This window comes from Bradyrhizobium arachidis, from assembly GCF_024758505.1.
Classification (GTDB): Bacteria; Pseudomonadota; Alphaproteobacteria; order Rhizobiales; family Xanthobacteraceae; genus Bradyrhizobium; species Bradyrhizobium manausense_C.
Genome location: NZ_CP077970.1, coordinates 4,510,326 through 4,527,178, shown reverse-complemented (window position 1 = coordinate 4,527,178; position 16,853 = coordinate 4,510,326). Strand labels below are relative to the sequence as shown.

Genomic DNA, 16,853 nt, shown 5'->3' with positions numbered 1-16,853 from the left:
CCAAAAGACGGGACTTTTTGCCGGCCACGGGCCACGCCGCAGCGGCTTCCTGAACCGCGATTCACTGATCCTGCCGCACTATGGCCCGACCGGGCGGGCCGTGCCAAGCGCCGCCCGTGGCGCCAAGGCCACAACGAGGGAAATATTAACCATATCCTAACGGTGCCATGGGGCAGCCATTTTGTTGACGGATCAAAGGGATGGTAGTGAGAGATTAGTCGGCGGAAGAGCGGTGAATCGGCCCTTGGGGATCCCCATTCGGGGATGGGTCGGAAAGCCTTAAAATCCGTTTGTGGTTGGTGGGCTTGGTTGGGGATCGAACGGTCGCGCATGGGGTCGATCGACAGGTATATTTTTCGTACGACGCTCGCGTCGTTTGCGCTGGTCCTGGTCAGCCTCACCGGCGTGATCTGGATTACGCAGGCGTTGCGCGGCATCGATCTGATGACGAGCCAGGGTCAGACCATCCTGACCTTCCTCGGCATCACCGGTCTCGTGATCCCGGCGCTCATCCTGATCATCTCGCCGATCGCGCTGATGATCGCGATCTCGCACACCCTGAACAAGCTTGCGACCGATTCCGAGATCATCGTGATGAATGCCGCCGGCTTCTCGCCGTTCCGGCTGTTCTATCCGTTCTTCTACGCCACCTGCGTGGTGGCGCTGCTGGTCGCCTTCATCGCGGCCTACCTCGCCCCCGACGGCATGCGCCGCATCAAGCAGTGGGACGCCGAGATCACCGCCGACGTGCTGACCAACATCCTGCAGCCCGGCCGCTTCGCCCAGCTCGACCAGAACCTCACGATCCGGATCCGCGAGCGCCAGCCCGGCGGCATTCTCGCCGGCATCTTCATCGACGACCGCCGCGATCCCAAGGAGCGCAACTCGATCGTCGCCGAGCGCGGCACCGTAGTGAAGAGCGGCGACGGATCGTTCCTGGTGCTTGAGGACGGCAATCTCCAGCGCTTCGAGACCGGCAAGCGGGACCCGGCGCTGGTGACGTTCAGCCGCCACGCCTTCGACATGTCAAAGTTCTCCAACCAGGGCCATGACGTCACGCTCGGCATCCGCGAGCGCTACCTCTGGGAATTGTTCTCTCCGGCCGAGAACGATTCCGTCTACAAGCAGGTGCCCGGCCAGTTCCGCTCGGAGCTGCATGACCGCATCATGGCGCCGCTCTATCCGTTCGCCTTCGCCGCACTGACCTTCGCCTTTCTCGGCGCGCCGCGCACGACGCGCCAAAGCCGCAACTTCTCGATCGGCGGCTCGATCCTGGCGGTGTTCGGCCTGCGCATGGCAGGTTTTGCCTGCTCGGTGATGGCGGTGAAATCGCCACTCGCCCCCCTGATCCAGTACGCCATGCTGTTCGCCGCCATCGGCGGCGGGCTGTGGATGATCATTGCCGGCGTCGTGGTCGAACCGCCGCCGGCCCTGCTCGAGGCCATCAACAGATCGAACGCGCGCATTGCGCGGCTGTTCGGTCGGCCGGTGACCGCATGAGCATGCTCACCAACACGCTCGGGCGCTATTTCGCCGGCCGCTTCGTCATCAACGCGCTCGGCGTGTTCGCCAGCATTTTCGTGCTGCTCGTGCTGGTCGACTACATCGAGATGGTGCGCAAGACCTCAGGGTTAGCCAACGCCTCCGCGATCACGATTGCCGAGACCTCGCTGTTCCGCGTGCCGCAACTCCTGGAGAAGCTGACGCCGTTCTGCATGCTGATCGGCGCCATGACCTGCTACCTGGCCCTCTCCCGCCGGCTCGAGCTCGTGGTGGCGCGCGCCGCCGGCATCTCGGCCTGGCAGTTCATCTCGCCCGCGCTCGGCAGCGCGCTCCTGATCGGCTTCATCGCCACCGTCGCCTACAATCCGATGTCGGCTAACCTGCGCGAGCTCTCCAAGCGCATGGAGGCCGAGCTGTTCGGCTCGACGCCGGGCGGCGGCATCCAGGACGCCTCCGGCTTCTGGCTCAACCAGATCACCAATGACGGCCAGGTCATCATCAATGCCGCGCGCAGCGAGAAGCAGGGCGTGCGCCTGACCGGCCTGACGCTGTTCCGTTTCGACACGGACTTCCACTTCAAGGAGCGGATCGAGGCGCGCGAGGCCACGCTCGAGGACGGCCACTGGCTGTTCAAGAACGTCCGCCGCTACGCGCTGGATGCGCCGCCGCTGGACCAGGCCCGCATGGAGATTCCGACCGCGCTCACCGAGGCGCAGGTCCGCAACAGTTTTTCCACACCCGAAACTGTGTCCTTTTGGCAACTACCGAGCTACATCCGCTCCTCCGAAAGCTCGGGCTTCGCGACAGCCGGATATCGACTCCAGTATCACAAGCTTCTGGCGCAGCCGTTTTTGCTTGCAGCCATGGTGATGCTGGCGGCCTCCGTGTCGTTGCGCTTCTTCCGGATGGGCGGCGTGCAGAAGATGGTTTTGAGTGGCGTGGGCGCAGGCTTTCTGCTCTACGTTCTGTCGAAAGTGACTGAAGACTTGAGCAAGGCTGAGTTGATGCATCCGATCGCTGCGGCGTGGTTGCCCGTAGTGGTGGGCGGCCTCACCGGCTTTTTGGCCTTGCTCTATCAGGAGGACGGTTAGTGACTGCCGTCCGACGAGGGCTCGTGTCTGCGTTGGCGCTGCGCACCATGGTGCGCGCGAACGCAGGCGGCTTGCCTGCGCGCAACTTGCCCGCACGTAAGGTCCTGGTCGCGTTCCTGGCCGCGCTGGCGCTGGCCGGGCTCGCCGACGTCGCCGCCGTGACACCTGCGGCCGCCCAGAGCTTCACCTACAATCCGCTGCCGCCGCGTCCCAAGCCGCCGAAGGCCGCCAATGACGGGCAGATGCTCGTGCAGGCGGTCGAGGTCGACTACGACTACAACAACTCGCGCATCTCGGCGGTCGGCAACGTCCAGCTGTTCTACAACGGCACCAGCGTCGAGGCCGACAAGGTCATCTACGACCAGAAGACCAAGCGGCTGCATGCCGAAGGCAACATCCGCATGACGGATGCCGACGGCAAGATCACCTATGCCGAGATCATGGATCTGTCGGACGACTACCGCGACGGCTTCGTCGATTCGCTGCGCGTCGACACCGCCGACCAGACCCGGATGGCGGCGACCCGCGCCGACCGCTCCAGCGGCAACTACACGGTATTCGAGAACGGCGTCTACACGGCCTGCGCGCCCTGTAAGGACGATCCGAAGAAGCCGCCGCTCTGGCAGGTCAAGGGTGCCCGCATCATCCACGACCAGCAGGAGAAGATGCTGTATTTCGAGACGGCGCAGCTCGAATTCTTCGGCGTGCCGCTCGCCTACATGCCGTATTTCTCGACGCCCGATCCGACCGTGAAGCGCAAGACCGGCTTCCTGATGCCTGGCTTCACCTCGAGCACGACCACGTTCGGCTACGGCGTCGAAGTCCCGTTCTACTGGGCGATCGCGCCGGACTACGACCTCACACTCAACCCGCGCATCACGACGCGGCAGGGCGTGCTGGGGCAAGCCGAGTTCCGCCAGCGCCTGATAGACGGTGCGTATTCGATCCGCGCCTATGGCATCGACCAGCTCGACCGCAGCGCGTTCTCCGGACAGCCGGGCGACCGCCAGTTCCGCGGCGGCCTCGAAACCCATGGTCAGTTCGCGCTGAACGACAAATGGGTCTGGGGCTGGGACGGCGTCGTGCTGTCCGACTACTACTTCATGTCGGACTACCGCCTGGCGCAGTACCGCGACCCGTTCTCGTCGTTCCTGCTGCTGCCGACCGAGGCGTTGTCGCAGCTCTATCTGACCGGCGTCGGCAACCGCAGCTTCTTCGACGTGCGGACGATGTATTATCTGAGCTTCTCGGGTAACCAGAGCCAGGTGCCGATCATCTGGCCGGTGCTCGACTATTCGAACGTGCTCAACTACCCCGTCTTCGGCGGCGAGTTCAGCTACAAGACCAGCTTCCTCAACCTGTCGCGCGAGACCGCCGTGTTCGATCCGATCACGACGCTCGCCAACACCAACGGCCTGTGCACAACCGCGTCGGCCGATCCGCTCGCGCGCCTTCCCACGCAATGTCTGTTGCGCGGCTTCCCCGGAACCTACACCCGCCTGACGGCGGAGGCGCAGTGGCGCAAATCGTTCACCGATCCGTTCGGCCAGATCTTCACGCCGTTCGCGATCCTGCGCGCCGATGCCATCAACTCCTCGGTCTCCAACCAGCCGGGCGTGTCGAACTTCCTGCCGGTCGGCGACACCCAAGCGCTGCGGCTGATGCCGACGGTTGGCCTGGAATACCGCTATCCCTTCATCAACGTGCAGCCGTGGGGCACGACCACCGTCGAGCCGATCGCGCAAGTGATCATCCGGCCGAACGAGACCTATGCCGGCAAGCTTCCCAACGAGGACGCGCAGAGCATGGTGTTCGACGCCAGCAACCTGTTCAGCGTCGACAAGTTCTCCGGTTACGACCGCGTCGAAGGCGGCGGCCGCGCCAATGTCGGCGTGCAGGCGACCACGCAGTTCGACCGCGGCGGCTCGATCAACATGCTGTTCGGCCAGTCCTACCAGATGTTCGGCCTAAACTCCTTCGCGGTGCAGGACGAGATCAACACCGGCCTCAACTCGGGCCTCGACAAGCCGCGCTCCGACTACGTCGCGCGCGTCAACTACTCGCCGAACCGCACCTACACGTTCAGCGTCCGCACCCGGCTCGACGAGCAGACCTGGAACGTGCAGCGCTTCGAGGCCGAAGGCCGCGCCAATTTCGACCGCTGGTCGGTCAGCATGATCTACGGCAATTACGCGCCGCAGCCGGAACTCGGCTATCTGACGCGGCGCGAGGGCATCCTCACCTCGGGCTCGCTGAAGGTCGCGGCCAACTGGGTGGTCCAGGGCTCGGCGCGCTGGGACCTCGAGGCCAACAAGATCAACCAGTATGTGGTCGGCGCCGGCTACGTCGACGATTGCTTCGTGCTGGCGGCGAACTATGTAACCTCCTATAGCTACACCGCCGGCACCGCCCCGCCGACATTGAGCCACGCGTTCATGTTCCAGTTCGGCCTCCGGACATTGGCAACTTCCTCGGCCTCGGCGACGAGCAGTTCCACCGGCTTTATGCAGTAGTGATGCGTATGCCCCGGCGGCCCCCGGGAGGTTTCCGATCGCAAGATCAACTCACCTTGGCTGACATGCGAGCGACAATGATGACGACCCCATTGCCAGTGCACCGCCTCCTCCGCTTCGCCCTTGCCCTGACCGTGGGCGCCGGATTGCTGCTGATCGGCGGCACGACGCCCTCGCGCGCGCAAAACATCGTGCTCATGGTCAACGGCGAGCCGATCACCGATTTCGACATCGAGCAGCGCGGCAGGCTGGACGAACTGGTGTCGCACAAGAAGCCGAGCCGGCAGGAGATCATCAACGAGCTGATCGACGACAAGGTGAAGATCAAGGAAGGCAAGAAATACGGCGTCGATCCCGGCCCTTCCGACGTCGAGGGGTCCTATTCCGGCATGGCCTCGCGCATGCGGATCACGCCGGACCAGCTCACCAAGTCGCTCGAGATGAAGGGCATCCGCCCGGAGACGCTGAAGAGCCGCATGCGCTCGGAGATGGTTTGGACCAGCCTCGTGCGCGGCCGCTACAAGGAGCGCCTCCAGGTCGGCGAGAAGGACGTTGCCGACAAGGTGCAGGCCGAGAACGGCGAAAAGCTTCAGGTCGAGGGCACCGAGTACAAGATGCAGCCGATCGTGCTGGTGGTGCCGCGCGGCTCGGCTGACGCCACGCTCGAGGCGCGCAAGAAGGAAGCCGAACTCTATCGTTCACGCGTCGGGAGCTGCGATGAAGCCAACTCCCTGTTCCGCTCAACGCCGAACGCCGCGATCCGCGACAGCGTGACCAAGACCACCGCAGACCTGCCCGAGCCGCTGCGCAAGGTGCTCGACGACACACCGGTCGGCCATCTCACCCCGCCCGAGGTCACCAAGCAGGGCATCGAAATGGTGGTGCTCTGCTCGCGCAAGCCGACCATGATCGACACGCCGAAGAAGCGCGAGATCCGCGAGAAGATGTACGTCGAGAAGTTCGAGAAGACCTCGAAGAGCTATCTGGCCGAGATCCGCAAGGCGGCGATGATCGAATATCGCTGATGCCCGGGCCTCCTTCCGTAAAGCCTTCTTACGCAAAGCCTCTCGCGCTGACACTGGGCGAGCCCGCCGGCATCGGCCCCGACATCACGATCGCAGCCTGGCTCAAGCGGCGTGAGCTCAATCTGCCGTGCTTCTACCTGCTCGGCGACGAGGCCGCGATCGCGCGGCGCGCCAAAACGCTCGGCGCCGACATCCGCATCGCTTCCGTGCCGAGCCACGAGGCGGCAGCCGCCTTCGCCGATGCGCTGCCCGTGGTGGCGACCGGCGAGATCGCCACCGCAGAGCCCGGCCGGCCCGATGACAGCAGCGCGCCAGCCGCGCTGGCCTCCATCCGCCAGGCCGTCTCCGATGTCGCTGAGGGTCGCGCCGCGGCCGTCGTGACCAATCCGATCGCCAAGAGCGTGCTCTACCGGGCCGGCTTCCGCCATCCCGGCCACACCGAATATTTGGCGGAGTTTGCCGCACGTAATGGCCGCGCGCCGCAGCCGGTGATGATGCTGTGGTCGCCGTCGCTCGCCGTGGTGCCCGTGACCATCCACCTGTCGCTGCGCGATGCGCTGGCGCAATTGTCCTCCGAGCTGATCGTCTCGACGGTGCGCATCGTCGCGGCCGAGCTGCGCGCGCATTTCGGCATCGCCCGCCCCCGCATCGCAATCTCCGGCCTCAACCCGCACGCCGGCGAGGACGGCTCGCTCGGCCACGAGGAGCAGACCATCGTGACTCCAGCAATCAAGCTGCTGCGCGGCGAAGGCATCGAAGCCCGCGGGCCCCTGCCCGCCGACACCATGTTCCACGACGCCGCGCGAAAGACCTATGACTGCGCGGTCTGCATGTATCACGACCAGGCGCTGATCCCGATCAAGACGCTGGCGTTCGACGACGCGGTCAACGTCACGCTCGGCCTGCCCTTCATCCGGACCTCGCCGGATCACGGCACCGCCTTCGACATCGCCGGCAGCGGCAAGGCCAACCCTGCGAGCCTCGTCGCCGCCCTGGAGCTGGCGAGCCGCATGGCCGACACAAAACCCGCATGAGCGCGATCGACGACCTCCCGCCGCTCCGCGAGGTCATCCGCCAGCACGCTTTGTCGGCGCGCAAATCGCTCGGCCAGAATTTTCTGCTCGATCTCAATCTGACCGCACGCATCGCGCGCGCGGCAGCCCCGCTCGAGGACGCGACCATCGTCGAGATCGGTCCGGGTCCGGGCGGGCTGACCCGCGCGCTGCTGGCGCTGGGTGCGGCCCGCGTCATCGCCATCGAGCATGACGAGCGGGCGATCCCGGCGCTGAAGGATATCTCCGCGCGCTATCCGGGTCGGCTCGAGATCGTGCATGGCGATGCCATGACCTTCGATCCGCGGCCGCTGCTCGGCGGCGCCAAAGCGAAGATCGTCGCCAACCTGCCTTACAACATCGCGACCCAGCTCCTGATCGGCTGGCTCACAGCTGAGCCCTGGCCGCCCTGGTACGAGATGATGGTGCTGATGTTTCAGCGCGAGGTCGCCGAGCGCATCGTCGCGCGCGAGGATGAAGAGGCCTATGGCCGGCTCGGCGTGCTCGCGAACTGGCGCGCGGAGACAAAGATCCTGTTCGACATCTCGCCATCCGCCTTCGTGCCGCCGCCGAAGGTAACGTCTTCCGTCGTACGCCTCGTGCCGCGCGCGGCGCCCGAGCCTTGCGATCGCCGGCTGCTCGAACAGGTCGCCGCCGCTGCCTTCGGTCAGCGCCGCAAAATGCTGCGGCAAAGCCTCAAATCGCTGCAGGCCGATCCGGCGCGACTGGCGCAGGCTGCCGGCGTCGATGCGACGCGGCGCGCGGAGACCATTCCGGTCTCCGGCTTTGTTGCCATGGCGCGTGAATTGGCGGATATACGAAGCGAAAGCTGAAACGACCTGAATAAGAAATTCCGGAGGAAGAAAAATGGCGTTGATGCGTCGGCAGTCTCTGGTGAAGTTCGATGCGCCACTGTGCGAAACCATCGTCCACACACCCAAGCCGCAAGCGCGCGAGGTGCTGGTGCGCATCGAGCGCTGCGGCCTCTGTCATTCCGACCTGCACATCCAGGACGGCTATGCCGATCTCGGCGGCGGCAAGAAGCTCGATACCACGCGCGGCATGACGCTGCCCTTCACACTCGGCCATGAGATCGCCGGTGTCGTGGAAGAGGTCGGCGCGGACGTGCCGGCCGGTCTCGTCGGCGCCAAGCGCGCGGTATTTCCATGGATCGGCTGCGGCCAGTGCCGCGACTGCAAGAACGGCGACGAAAATCTCTGCGCCAAGCAGCGTTTTCTCGGCGTCTCCATTGACGGCGGCTTTGCCACCCATGTGCTGGTGCCCGACGCAAGGTATCTCCTCGAATACGATCCCCTGCCCGTCAACCAGGCCGCGACCTTGATGTGCTCCGGCGTCACCGCCTATGGCGCGCTCAAGCGTCTGGTCGACCGCCCGCGCCAGCGCAATCTGCTGCTGATCGGGCTCGGCGGCGTCGGCATGATGGGCCTGTCCTTCGCGCAGGCCATGTTCAAGCAGCCGATCACGGTGGCCGATCTCAGCCCGGCCGCGCGCGAGACCGCGCTGAAGAACGGCGCTGCGAACGCCTACGATCCGTCCGAGCCCGAAGTGATCCGCCGCATCCTGAAGGAGACCGACGGCGGCTTTGACGAGGTCGTCGATTTCGCCGGCAACGAGAAGTCGATGGCGTCTGCGGTCGCGGTCGCCGCGCGCGGCGGCAAGGTGGTGGTGTCAGGCCTGATGGGCGGCCAGTTCACGCTGCCGACGGTGCAGTGGGTCTACAAGCGCCTCACCGTCGAAGGCTTCATGGTCGGCACGCTCGCCGAGGGCCACGAGCTGATGGCGCTCGCCCGCGCCGGCAAGATCAAGCCAACCCCGATGCGCGAGGAGCCGATGGCCGACGTCCAGAAATGGATCGACGAACTCCGCGCCGGCAAGGTGGTCGGACGGATCGTGCTGAAGAACTGATCGCCTCGACGAGGAGGTTCGGCCGCCCCAGTCCGAAGCTATTTCAAGCTGACGAACCGCGACGGCCCAGCCACCGCAGTCTTTGCGAGGTCCGCGACGAGCGGCGCCGCGTCTGATAACGCGAGATCGGCGCCGCCGGCGGCGAGCAGGCGCATGATCTCCCAATCCTGCCGCGCCAGCACGTTGCGCACCGGCGCAACGCGCTCCGTGTAGAACTGCAGGAACAACGGCCGCGGCACCGGGTCCTTGAGCCGGTGACCCGGCACCGCCGTATTGACGTCGATCAGGCCCGCGGCGAGCGCCCGGCGCAGCAGTTCGAGCGCTTGGGCGCTGGGAGGATTGGCTCCCTCGTCCCGATAGCCTGCACTGGCGATGCAATCGACAAACGACCAGGCTTGCTCGGGTTCGAGCGGCTGGGCCACGGCCGCGCGTTTGTCGATATCGGCGGTCCACTGAGCGAGCTCGCGTGCGAATGCGTCCTCCCGCTGCTGGTGTTCAGCCTCGCGCGTGGCATGCTCCGCGGCCCTGACGCGGGATTCGATCATCCCGGGCGCGACACCGGAGAGAGCGGTCACCCCGATCAGCACAAGAGCGAGTCCCGCACGCAGTGGAGTCAGGGCCGTTGCGCGCCAGCAGAGAACGAGCACAGCGGCCGTCGATATGGCAGCGCCGGCCAGCCCCACGAGGGCGAGACGGTCGAGCTCAGCCCCCCTCTCGATCAGGAGGTTGTCGAGCCGGAAGCGGATCACGTTGAACACGCTCACGGCGGCGACGAGGAGTTGCAAGACAAGAATGGGCAAGCGCATGCCGGTTTGGTCGGCGCAAACGACGTCTCGGTTCAGCCGCGCTCAATGCGCGGCGCCGCCGGCCTCTCTCAGCTTCGACAGCTCGCGCGCCGTCTCCAGGATCATGTCGACCCGCTGCTGCAAGCGCTGCTGGAGATCGGGAATGTTTACCTTGTCGGTCACGCGGTAGGCATTGCCGATGCGCTCGACATAGCCTTGCTTGATCATCTCCTCCAGCCGCCGCAGCACCGTCGCGCGCGGGATCCTCAGGCCTTGCGCAATCGTGGTCGCGCGCACCGGCGAGCACATGGCGGTGCGCAGGAAGAGATAGATGCCGATGGTGCGGAACGTGGCGCTGTCGTTCTGCCTGACGAAATCCGCGCCATAGTCGTCGTTGATGCTGCGGATCAGGCCGAGATAGAGCCGGCTCAGCAGCATGCGCTCCCGGGCCATTGCGATCCGGGCCGGCGGCTGAACGGTGTCGAGAAGAACGAACTCGTCGCCCGCCGCCGTCCACGTCGATTGCTCAGCGGAATTCGACGCGCAGGTTTGATTCTGAAGGGCCATCGTCATGCTCCCTCAAACGACATTGCGAGGGCAAGCTTACAACGCTCACGCTTGGGCCGCATGGGCAATCGGCGCTGGAATGCCCCGGTCACCGAGATCGTGATGTCGAACGTGGACGCCTCGATCCGCGACCGCGTGTGACCGACAGCACAGTTTGTCGCACCGCTTTCCGCCAACCTTCCCCGCTGATAGACTATGCTTGTCATCTCCGCGGGGGCTTTGGATGCGCAAGGGGCTGCTTGGCCGCATCGTGACGCTGGCAACGTTCGCGCTGGCCGCGGTCGTCTGCGGTGCTGCGCCTGCCTCCGCCGAGAAGCGCATCGCGCTCGTGGTCGGCAACTCCGCCTACAAGAACATCACCCCGCTCGACAATCCGAGCAAGGACGCTTCGCTGATGGCGGAGACGCTCGGCGCGCTCGGCTTCACGCTGGTCGGCGGACGCGCGCAACTCGATCTCGACAAGGGTGCGATGGACAACGCGGTGCAGAGCTTTGGCCGGCAGGTCCAGGGCGCCGACGTCGCCCTCTTCTACTATGCCGGCCACGGCGTGCAGGTGGCGGGCTCCAACTATCTGGTACCGGTCGGCGCCAATCCGACGCGCGAAGCCGACGTCGACTTCCAGATGACCGACGTCAATCTGGTGCTGCGCCAGATGCAGGGTTCGGGCACGCGGCTCAACCTTGTGATCCTCGATGCCTGCCGCAACAACCCGTTTGGCGCACGCGGCCTGCGCGCCTCCGACGGCGGCCTTGCGCAGATGCGCGCGCCCGAGGGCACGCTGATCTCCTATGCCACACAGCCCGGCAACGTCGCACAGGACGGCATGGACGGCCACAGCCCCTACACCAAGGCGCTGGCGACGACGATCAAGCAGTCCGGCCTCGACATTTTTCAAACCTTCAACCAGGTCGGGCTCGCGGTGAAGCGGGCGACATCAGGCGCGCAGCAGCCCTGGGTGTCGTCCTCGCCGATCGACGGCACGTTTTATTTCGTGCCGCCGGCGGCGCAAGGCACCAGCCCGCAAGTCGCAGCCGTTCCGCAGCCGGGAACGAGCCTGCGCCCCGATCCTGATCGAGCGCCGCTCAGGGATCCCGCGCTGCTCAGCGAGCTGAGCGAGCGGCTCTACGAGCTCAATTTCGACCCTGAAACGCCGGACGGCCGCAGCGATCTGACGCGCGCGATCACAAAGCTCCAGGAGAAGATCGCGATGGCGCCGACCGGCGAAGCCACCGAAGGTCTTTTGATGCGCATGCGCAAGATGGATGATCTCAAGCCCTGAGGCTCGATCGTCTACGGGCCCGACAATGACAAATGGGGCATGTCCTGGAATCACGCCTCGCGGCGTGCGGCAGTGGCGGATGCGCGCGGCAATTGCGGCAGCGCCAAGTGTCCGATCGAGCTCTCCTTCTATGGCGGCCGATGCGGCGCGTTCGCGATCTCGGACAAGTCGTGGTCGCTGGTTGCGCGCGATACGATGCAGCGGGCCAAGGAGGTCGCGCTTGACGAATGCAACAAGGCGGGGAAATCTTGCCGCATTATCGGAGCGGTCTGTGCGGACGGGTCCGGTCGCTGATTTTCTGGTGAATTGGATTTCAGATGCCGAACGTCTTTCGCCGCAAGGATATCCTACCCGTTCTGTTGCTCACCGTGGCCCTGTCGCCCGGTCTTGCGCTCGCGCAATCCGGCAGCGCCGGAGGCTCGATCGGCAATGACGACAAGTCCCTGTCGGGCTCACGTCAAGATCGCTCGGCAGAACCTGCGCCTTCCTCGTCGTCGCGCCGGAGCAAGCCGGCTGCCGACGAGCCGGCGCGGCGTGGAGGTGGTGGCAGTTTCGACGGCGCCTGGATCGTCGTGAACGTCGGCTGCGGTGGCACCACGACCGGCGCGGTCGTGGTCTCCTCGGGCAAGGTGATCGCCGAAGGCGTCAGCGGCACTGTCAGCCCGAGCGGAAGCGTGAGCACGTTCGGCCGGGGCGACGGCGTGACCTCCACGGGCTCTGGCCGTCTCAGCGGCCGCGGCGGTTCCGGAACGTGGCGCCGCTCCGACGGCTGCGGTGGAACCTGGACGGCAAGCAAGCAATAATCGCGACCGAAAACGGCCTGAATTCGCGGTGGAACAATCGCTGCGCAGGCCCGATTTAAGCCTCATCCTCTCCGGATTTGGGGCTCATTGCCACCCAAGTCTTTGACGAGATTGGCTCCCGTACATGTTGCGTAAGGCGTAACCGGGAGACCAGGATGGGCAACCGCACCGCAAAGTTCATATCCGCACTATTCGCCAGCGTGCTGGCGGGAGCGCCGTTGTCGGCGGTGTCGCAGAATGCGCCGAGCACTGAAGCCGCGCCAACCGCAGCCAATGACGCCGCAGCCAATGCCGCCGACGATTGCCTGGTCTCGCCGAAGAAGACGGCGCCCGAGGGCCAACATTGGTATTACCGCGTCGAGCGCGGCACCAAGCGGCAGTGCTGGTATCTGCGCGCCGAAGGCACGAAGAGCGCGCAAAGCACCCAGACGACTGCGGCCTCGCAGAAGCCCGAAACACCCGCCCCGCGCTCCATGCAGGATGCGCGCGCCGAATGGCCGACGCCACAAGGCACTGTTGCGCAGGATACGACGGCATCGATCCTGGCGCCGAAAGCGACGGCGTCTCAGCCCCTCAATCAGCGCCTGAGCGCTTCCGCCGACAGCGCGGAACAGCCCGCGCTGAACGCGCGCTGGCCTGACGCCTCCGCCGCAACGGCTCCCGCCCCGCAACCCGCCGCGGCGCCCGCGACGAAACTGGCCGATGCACGCCCTGCCCCGGAGCCTGCCCCCGAGCCTGCAACTGCGCCCGCCGTCACAGCGCCGGCGACGCCGGCTCCCGCCGACAAGCCGACCGGCTCGCTGCAAACGCTGCTCCTCGTCATCGGCGGCGCCCTGACGCTTGCCGGCATCCTCGGCAGCGCGATCTATCGTTTCGCCGGCTCCGGCGCGCGCGTCCGGGCACATGACGGCACGCGCCGCCGGGTCAATTGGGAGCCGCCGGCCGACAACGCCCGCGCGCCGTGGGCCGAAGCAGCCGCACCGCGCTTGCAGCGGCTGAAGCAATTGAAGCAGCAACAGCAGCCGCAACCGTTCGACTTCTCCTTCGCACTCCCGCAACCGCAGCGCGACGCTGCTCCCGCAACTGAGGCAGCCGATGTTCGCGTGGTGGGCGACGCCGTCCCCGCGGCGGAGAACGACATCCATGCAACGGATGAAGCGGAGGCGGCGGCGATCGCCTTCGACGACGTTTCGCCGGAGCCTGAGGCCGAGACGATCGAAGCCCGCGCCGAGACGGAAAAGACCGATGATGCCGACACCGTCGACATCGACATCATCACCAAAATGTTGGAACGGCTGGCGAAGGAAGGGCCGCGATTGACGCAGACTAGCCCTGAAGCTGACCTTGCAGACCTCGTACGAATCCAACGAGGCCAGTCCGCCGTTCGCGCTTGAGGCGCTCGGCCTTCAGGATCGACTGCACTTCGGCGAAGGCTTCGTCGACGTCGTGGTTGATCACGATGTAGTCGTACTCGGCCCAGTGGCTCATCTCGTCGCTGGCGCGGCTCATCCGCTTGCGGATGACCTCGTCGGAATCCTGGGCCCGCGAGTGCAGCCGCTTCTCGAGATCGGCCGCCGACGGCGGCAGGATGAACACGCTGACGACGTCGGCGCGGGCCTTCTCACGCAATTGCTGCGTGCCCTGCCAATCGATGTCGAACAGCACGTCCTGGCCCGCTGACAGCGCGGCCTCGACGGGGGCGCGCGGCGTGCCATAGCGATTGTCGAAGACGGTCGCCCATTCCAGCAGTTCGTCCTGCTTCACCATCTCTTCGAAGCTGGGCTTGTCGACGAACTGATAGTCGCGCCCGTCGACCTCCCCGGGCCGCTTCGCGCGCGTCGTCGCCGAGACCGACATCTTCAGTCCGGGCATGCGTTCGATCAGAAGGCGCGACAGCGTGGTCTTGCCTGCGCCCGAAGGCGACGACAGCACGAACATCAATCCGCGCCGCTCGACACCGTCAAATCCGTGACCGCCCGTCGTCATCGATCACTCCAGATTCTGAACCTGCTCGCGGAACTGCTCGACCACGTTCTTCATGGCGAGCCCCGTGTTGGTCAGCTCGATGTCGTTCGACTTCGAGCAGCAGGTGTTGACCTCGCGATGAAACTCCTGCGCCAGGAAGTCGAGCTTGCGGCCGATCGGGCCGCCCTTGCCGATCAGCTCGCGCGCCTGCGCGACGTGCGAGGCGATGCGGTCGAGCTCCTCGCGGATGTCGGCCTTGGTCGCGATCATCAGCGCTTCCTGGGTGAGCCGGTCGGCGTCGAAGCGATCGGACGTATCGAGCAGCGTCGCGATCTGCTCGGCGAGCCGCGCCCGGATCGCCTCCGGCTTGCGGCCCGGCGAGGCCTCCGCCTTCTTCGCCAATCCCTCGATCTCGTCCACGCGTTGGATGAGGATTTGTCCGAGCGAGGTACCCTCGCGCTTGCGCATCTCGACGAGCTCGGCGAGCGCCTTGTCGAAGGCTTCGGCCACGGCGGCGCGCGCCGCCTTGTCCTCGTCCTCGTTGCTCTCGGGCTCGGCGACCTCGATCACGCCCTTGATCGACAGCAGGCCGTCGATGCTCGGCGCCACCGCGTCGACCCGGCCGGACAATTGGGCCGCGACTTTCAGCACGGCATTGAGCACGTCCTCGTTGATCCGCACCGACGCCGCCGCATTGGCGCGCTTGACGTTGAGATTGGCGTAGACGGTGCCGCGCGACAGCACCTCGCCCGCGCGCTTCTTGGCGTGGGCCTCGACCTCGTCAAAGCCCTGTGGCAGCCGCACGCGCAGGTCAAAGCCCTTGGCGTTGACCGACTTCAATTCCCATTCGAACGTGTAAGGCCCGCTCGCACCGTGGCTTCGGGCAAAGCCGGTCATGGACGACAGCGCCATCGGGTGAGCTTCTCCGGACAGATGAGATTCGCGAGGCCATCAAGGCATGCGAATCTTAAGACTTTTTTGCAGGAAAGTGGAATCCGTGAAAGCCCGCAGGGCCGTGCGACGGCTAGCGCTGGACCACGGGCGGCGTGGTTTGAATGGCACCCTGCCGCGCCGGTGCGGGCGGATTGGTCGCCGGCCGCGCCGCAGGCGGCTTCTTCTGCTGGGTTGGCTTGGTCGTTGCCGTGGGCGCATTGTCCGCCGGGGCGGCCGCGGCCGGCGCCTGCGCGTCGTCAGCGGGCTCCACGGTGTCGTTCTGGATCTGCTTCTCCATCGCGCGCAGCTTGGCGACGTTCTTCTGGTGCGCGTCGTAGGTTTCCGTGAAGGAATGCCCGCCGGTGCCGTCGGCGACGAAATAGAGGTCGCGGGTGCGGGCCGGGTTGGCGGCGGCTTCCAGCGAGGCGCGGCCGGGATTGGAGATCGGGCCCGGCGGCAGGCCGTCGATCACGTAGGTATTGTAGGGCGACGGCTGGGTGATCTCGCTGCGCTTGATCGGACGGCCCAGCGTCCCCTTGCCCCCGACCAGGCCGTAGATGATGGTCGGATCGGACTGCAGCTTGATCTTCTGCTTCAGGCGGTTAGTGAAGACGGCGGCGACGCGGCTGCGCTCGTCGGGCTTGCCGGTCTCCTTCTCGACGATCGAGGCGAGCGTGACCAACTGCTCCGGCGACTTGATCGGAATGTCCTGGCTGCGGCGTTCCCAGATCTCGCCCAGCACGCGCTTGTGCGTCTGCTGCATGCGCTGGATCACCTGCTCGCGCGTCGTCCCGCGCGGGAATTTGTAGGTCTCCGGCAGCAGCGTGCCCTCGCGCGGCACTTCGCGCACGCTGCCGGTGAAGATGTCGTTTTCGGACAGCCGCGCCACGATCTGCTCGGAGGTCAGGCCTTCCGGAATCGTGACGGCGTGCTGCACCACCTTGCCCTCGACGATGGTGGCGACGACGTCGCGCAGGCTTGCGTTCTTCTGGAACGCGTATTCGCCCGGCTTGAGGTCCGAGCTCGCCTTCAGCGCAAACACGGCGGCGATGAAGACCCATGGATTGACGTCGGTGACGCCTTCCTTGTTCAGGGTGTCGGCGATGTCGCGCTTGCCGGCGCGGGAGGGAATGTTGACGATCTTGTCTTCCTTCAGCGGGCCCGCCGTCTCCAGGATCTGCCGGCCGTAATAATAGACGGCGCCGGCACCTAACATCGCGATCAGGAGAATGGTGATGATGGCATTGCCGATAATCACGAAGGGATTGCGCGCGCGGTCCGACCGTTTCGGCGGCGGGGGCAGCTGCTCAGGCTCCAGCGCGGCACGCGGACTCCGGGGCGAAATGGGCGGCCTTTCACTCATCGAAGCAACCTGAATCCTGCCGGTTCAATTGCGGCCTAGCCAGCGCAC

The 16,853-nt window shown here is 65.7% G+C and carries 14 protein-coding genes and 1 pseudogene; 10 read left to right on the top strand and 5 right to left on the bottom strand.

Going from position 1 to position 16,853, the window contains the following annotated elements; all coding sequences use genetic code 11:
• Positions 1-330 precede the first annotated feature (330 nt).
• The 7 genes from lptF (at position 331) to KUF59_RS20795 (ending at position 9,110) form a co-directional block, all read left to right on the top strand.
• Positions 331-1,500 carry an LPS export ABC transporter permease LptF gene (gene lptF, locus KUF59_RS20825; RefSeq protein ID WP_212459431.1) on the top strand — a complete coding sequence of 390 codons (1,170 nt, stop codon included), beginning with the start codon at positions 331-333 and terminating at the stop codon, positions 1,498-1,500.
• Positions 1,497-2,594, top strand: a complete 1,098-nt coding sequence (lptG, locus tag KUF59_RS20820; protein WP_212459430.1) for an LPS export ABC transporter permease LptG — start codon at positions 1,497-1,499, stop codon at positions 2,592-2,594. The genes lptF and lptG overlap by 4 nt, the downstream gene beginning before the upstream one ends.
• Positions 2,594-5,107: an LPS-assembly protein LptD gene (locus KUF59_RS20815; RefSeq protein WP_258769911.1), complete on the top strand. Its 2,514-nt coding sequence runs from the start codon at positions 2,594-2,596 to the stop codon at positions 5,105-5,107. Before lptG ends, KUF59_RS20815 begins: the two co-directional genes overlap by 1 nt.
• Before the next feature lie 80 nt (positions 5,108-5,187).
• A complete protein-coding gene (locus tag KUF59_RS20810) occupies positions 5,188-6,132 on the top strand; it encodes a peptidylprolyl isomerase (protein ID WP_212459632.1) in 945 nt (314 codons plus the stop codon).
• Positions 6,132-7,166, top strand: a complete 1,035-nt coding sequence (pdxA, locus tag KUF59_RS20805) for a 4-hydroxythreonine-4-phosphate dehydrogenase PdxA (protein ID WP_212459429.1) — start codon at positions 6,132-6,134, stop codon at positions 7,164-7,166. The genes KUF59_RS20810 and pdxA overlap by 1 nt, the downstream gene beginning before the upstream one ends.
• Entirely contained in the window at positions 7,163-8,017 is an 855-nt protein-coding gene (gene rsmA / locus KUF59_RS20800) for a 16S rRNA (adenine(1518)-N(6)/adenine(1519)-N(6))-dimethyltransferase RsmA (RefSeq protein ID WP_212459428.1), read from the top strand. The genes pdxA and rsmA overlap by 4 nt, the downstream gene beginning before the upstream one ends.
• Positions 8,018-8,051: 34 nt before the next feature.
• Positions 8,052-9,110, top strand: a complete 1,059-nt coding sequence (locus tag KUF59_RS20795) for an alcohol dehydrogenase (RefSeq protein WP_212459427.1) — start codon at positions 8,052-8,054, stop codon at positions 9,108-9,110.
• A gap of 38 nt (positions 9,111-9,148) precedes the next feature.
• Here KUF59_RS20795 and KUF59_RS20790 read toward each other — a convergent pair whose 3' ends face one another.
• On the bottom strand, positions 9,149-9,916 hold the full coding sequence (locus tag KUF59_RS20790; protein WP_258769910.1) for a hypothetical protein: 768 nt from the start codon (positions 9,914-9,916) through the stop codon (positions 9,149-9,151).
• Positions 9,917-9,958: 42 nt separating this feature from the next.
• Positions 9,959-10,462, bottom strand: coding sequence for a helix-turn-helix domain-containing protein (locus KUF59_RS20785; protein ID WP_212459425.1), 504 nt, complete (start codon positions 10,460-10,462; stop codon positions 9,959-9,961).
• A gap of 223 nt (positions 10,463-10,685) precedes the next feature.
• On the opposite strand from KUF59_RS20785, the pseudogene KUF59_RS20780 reads away from it, so the two are divergent.
• From KUF59_RS20780 to KUF59_RS20770, 3 genes and pseudogenes are all read left to right on the top strand, one after another.
• Positions 10,686-12,035 (top strand): annotated as a pseudogene (locus KUF59_RS20780) (caspase family protein).
• Positions 12,036-12,058: 23 nt separating this feature from the next.
• On the top strand, positions 12,059-12,544 hold the full coding sequence (locus tag KUF59_RS20775; protein WP_212459424.1) for a hypothetical protein: 486 nt from the start codon (positions 12,059-12,061) through the stop codon (positions 12,542-12,544).
• A gap of 155 nt (positions 12,545-12,699) precedes the next feature.
• Positions 12,700-13,938, top strand: a complete 1,239-nt coding sequence (locus KUF59_RS20770; protein WP_212459423.1) for a hypothetical protein — start codon at positions 12,700-12,702, stop codon at positions 13,936-13,938.
• Here KUF59_RS20770 and gmk read toward each other — a convergent pair.
• The 3 genes from gmk to mltG form a co-directional block, all read right to left on the bottom strand.
• The gene (gene gmk, locus KUF59_RS20765) at positions 13,871-14,530 is read right to left on the bottom strand and encodes a guanylate kinase (protein WP_212459422.1); all 660 of its coding nucleotides are present in this window, start codon (positions 14,528-14,530) and stop codon (positions 13,871-13,873) included. The genes KUF59_RS20770 and gmk overlap by 68 nt on opposite strands.
• Positions 14,531-14,533: 3 nt before the next feature.
• Positions 14,534-15,421 carry a YicC/YloC family endoribonuclease gene (locus KUF59_RS20760; RefSeq protein ID WP_212459421.1) on the bottom strand — a complete coding sequence of 296 codons (888 nt, stop codon included), beginning with the start codon at positions 15,419-15,421 and terminating at the stop codon, positions 14,534-14,536.
• A gap of 112 nt (positions 15,422-15,533) precedes the next feature.
• Complete coding sequence (mltG, locus tag KUF59_RS20755; protein ID WP_212459420.1) at positions 15,534-16,805, bottom strand: endolytic transglycosylase MltG; 1,272 nt, start codon at positions 16,803-16,805, stop codon at positions 15,534-15,536.
• Positions 16,806-16,853: the final 48 nt, after the last annotated feature.

Excerpts from the sequence above, each read along its gene's own strand:
- KUF59_RS20760 (WP_212459421.1), bottom strand. The coding sequence starts at position 15,421 with ATGGCGCTGTCGTCCATGACCGGCTTTGCCCGAAGCCACGGTGCGAGC.
- KUF59_RS20785 (WP_212459425.1), bottom strand. The coding sequence starts at position 10,462 with ATGGCCCTTCAGAATCAAACCTGCGCGTCGAATTCCGCTGAGCAATCG.
- KUF59_RS20770 (WP_212459423.1), top strand. The coding sequence starts at position 12,700 with ATGGGCAACCGCACCGCAAAGTTCATATCCGCACTATTCGCCAGCGTG.
- KUF59_RS20810 (WP_212459632.1), top strand. The coding sequence starts at position 5,188 with ATGACGACCCCATTGCCAGTGCACCGCCTCCTCCGCTTCGCCCTTGCC.
- KUF59_RS20795 (WP_212459427.1), top strand. The coding sequence starts at position 8,052 with ATGGCGTTGATGCGTCGGCAGTCTCTGGTGAAGTTCGATGCGCCACTG.
- lptF (WP_212459431.1), top strand. The coding sequence starts at position 331 with ATGGGGTCGATCGACAGGTATATTTTTCGTACGACGCTCGCGTCGTTT.
- KUF59_RS20775 (WP_212459424.1), top strand. The coding sequence starts at position 12,059 with ATGCCGAACGTCTTTCGCCGCAAGGATATCCTACCCGTTCTGTTGCTC.
- KUF59_RS20790 (WP_258769910.1), bottom strand. The coding sequence starts at position 9,916 with ATGCGCTTGCCCATTCTTGTCTTGCAACTCCTCGTCGCCGCCGTGAGC.
- pdxA (WP_212459429.1), top strand. The coding sequence starts at position 6,132 with ATGCCCGGGCCTCCTTCCGTAAAGCCTTCTTACGCAAAGCCTCTCGCG.
- rsmA (WP_212459428.1), top strand. The coding sequence starts at position 7,163 with ATGAGCGCGATCGACGACCTCCCGCCGCTCCGCGAGGTCATCCGCCAG.
- mltG (WP_212459420.1), bottom strand. The coding sequence starts at position 16,805 with ATGAGTGAAAGGCCGCCCATTTCGCCCCGGAGTCCGCGTGCCGCGCTG.
- gmk (WP_212459422.1), bottom strand. The coding sequence starts at position 14,530 with ATGACGACGGGCGGTCACGGATTTGACGGTGTCGAGCGGCGCGGATTG.
- lptG (WP_212459430.1), top strand. The coding sequence starts at position 1,497 with ATGAGCATGCTCACCAACACGCTCGGGCGCTATTTCGCCGGCCGCTTC.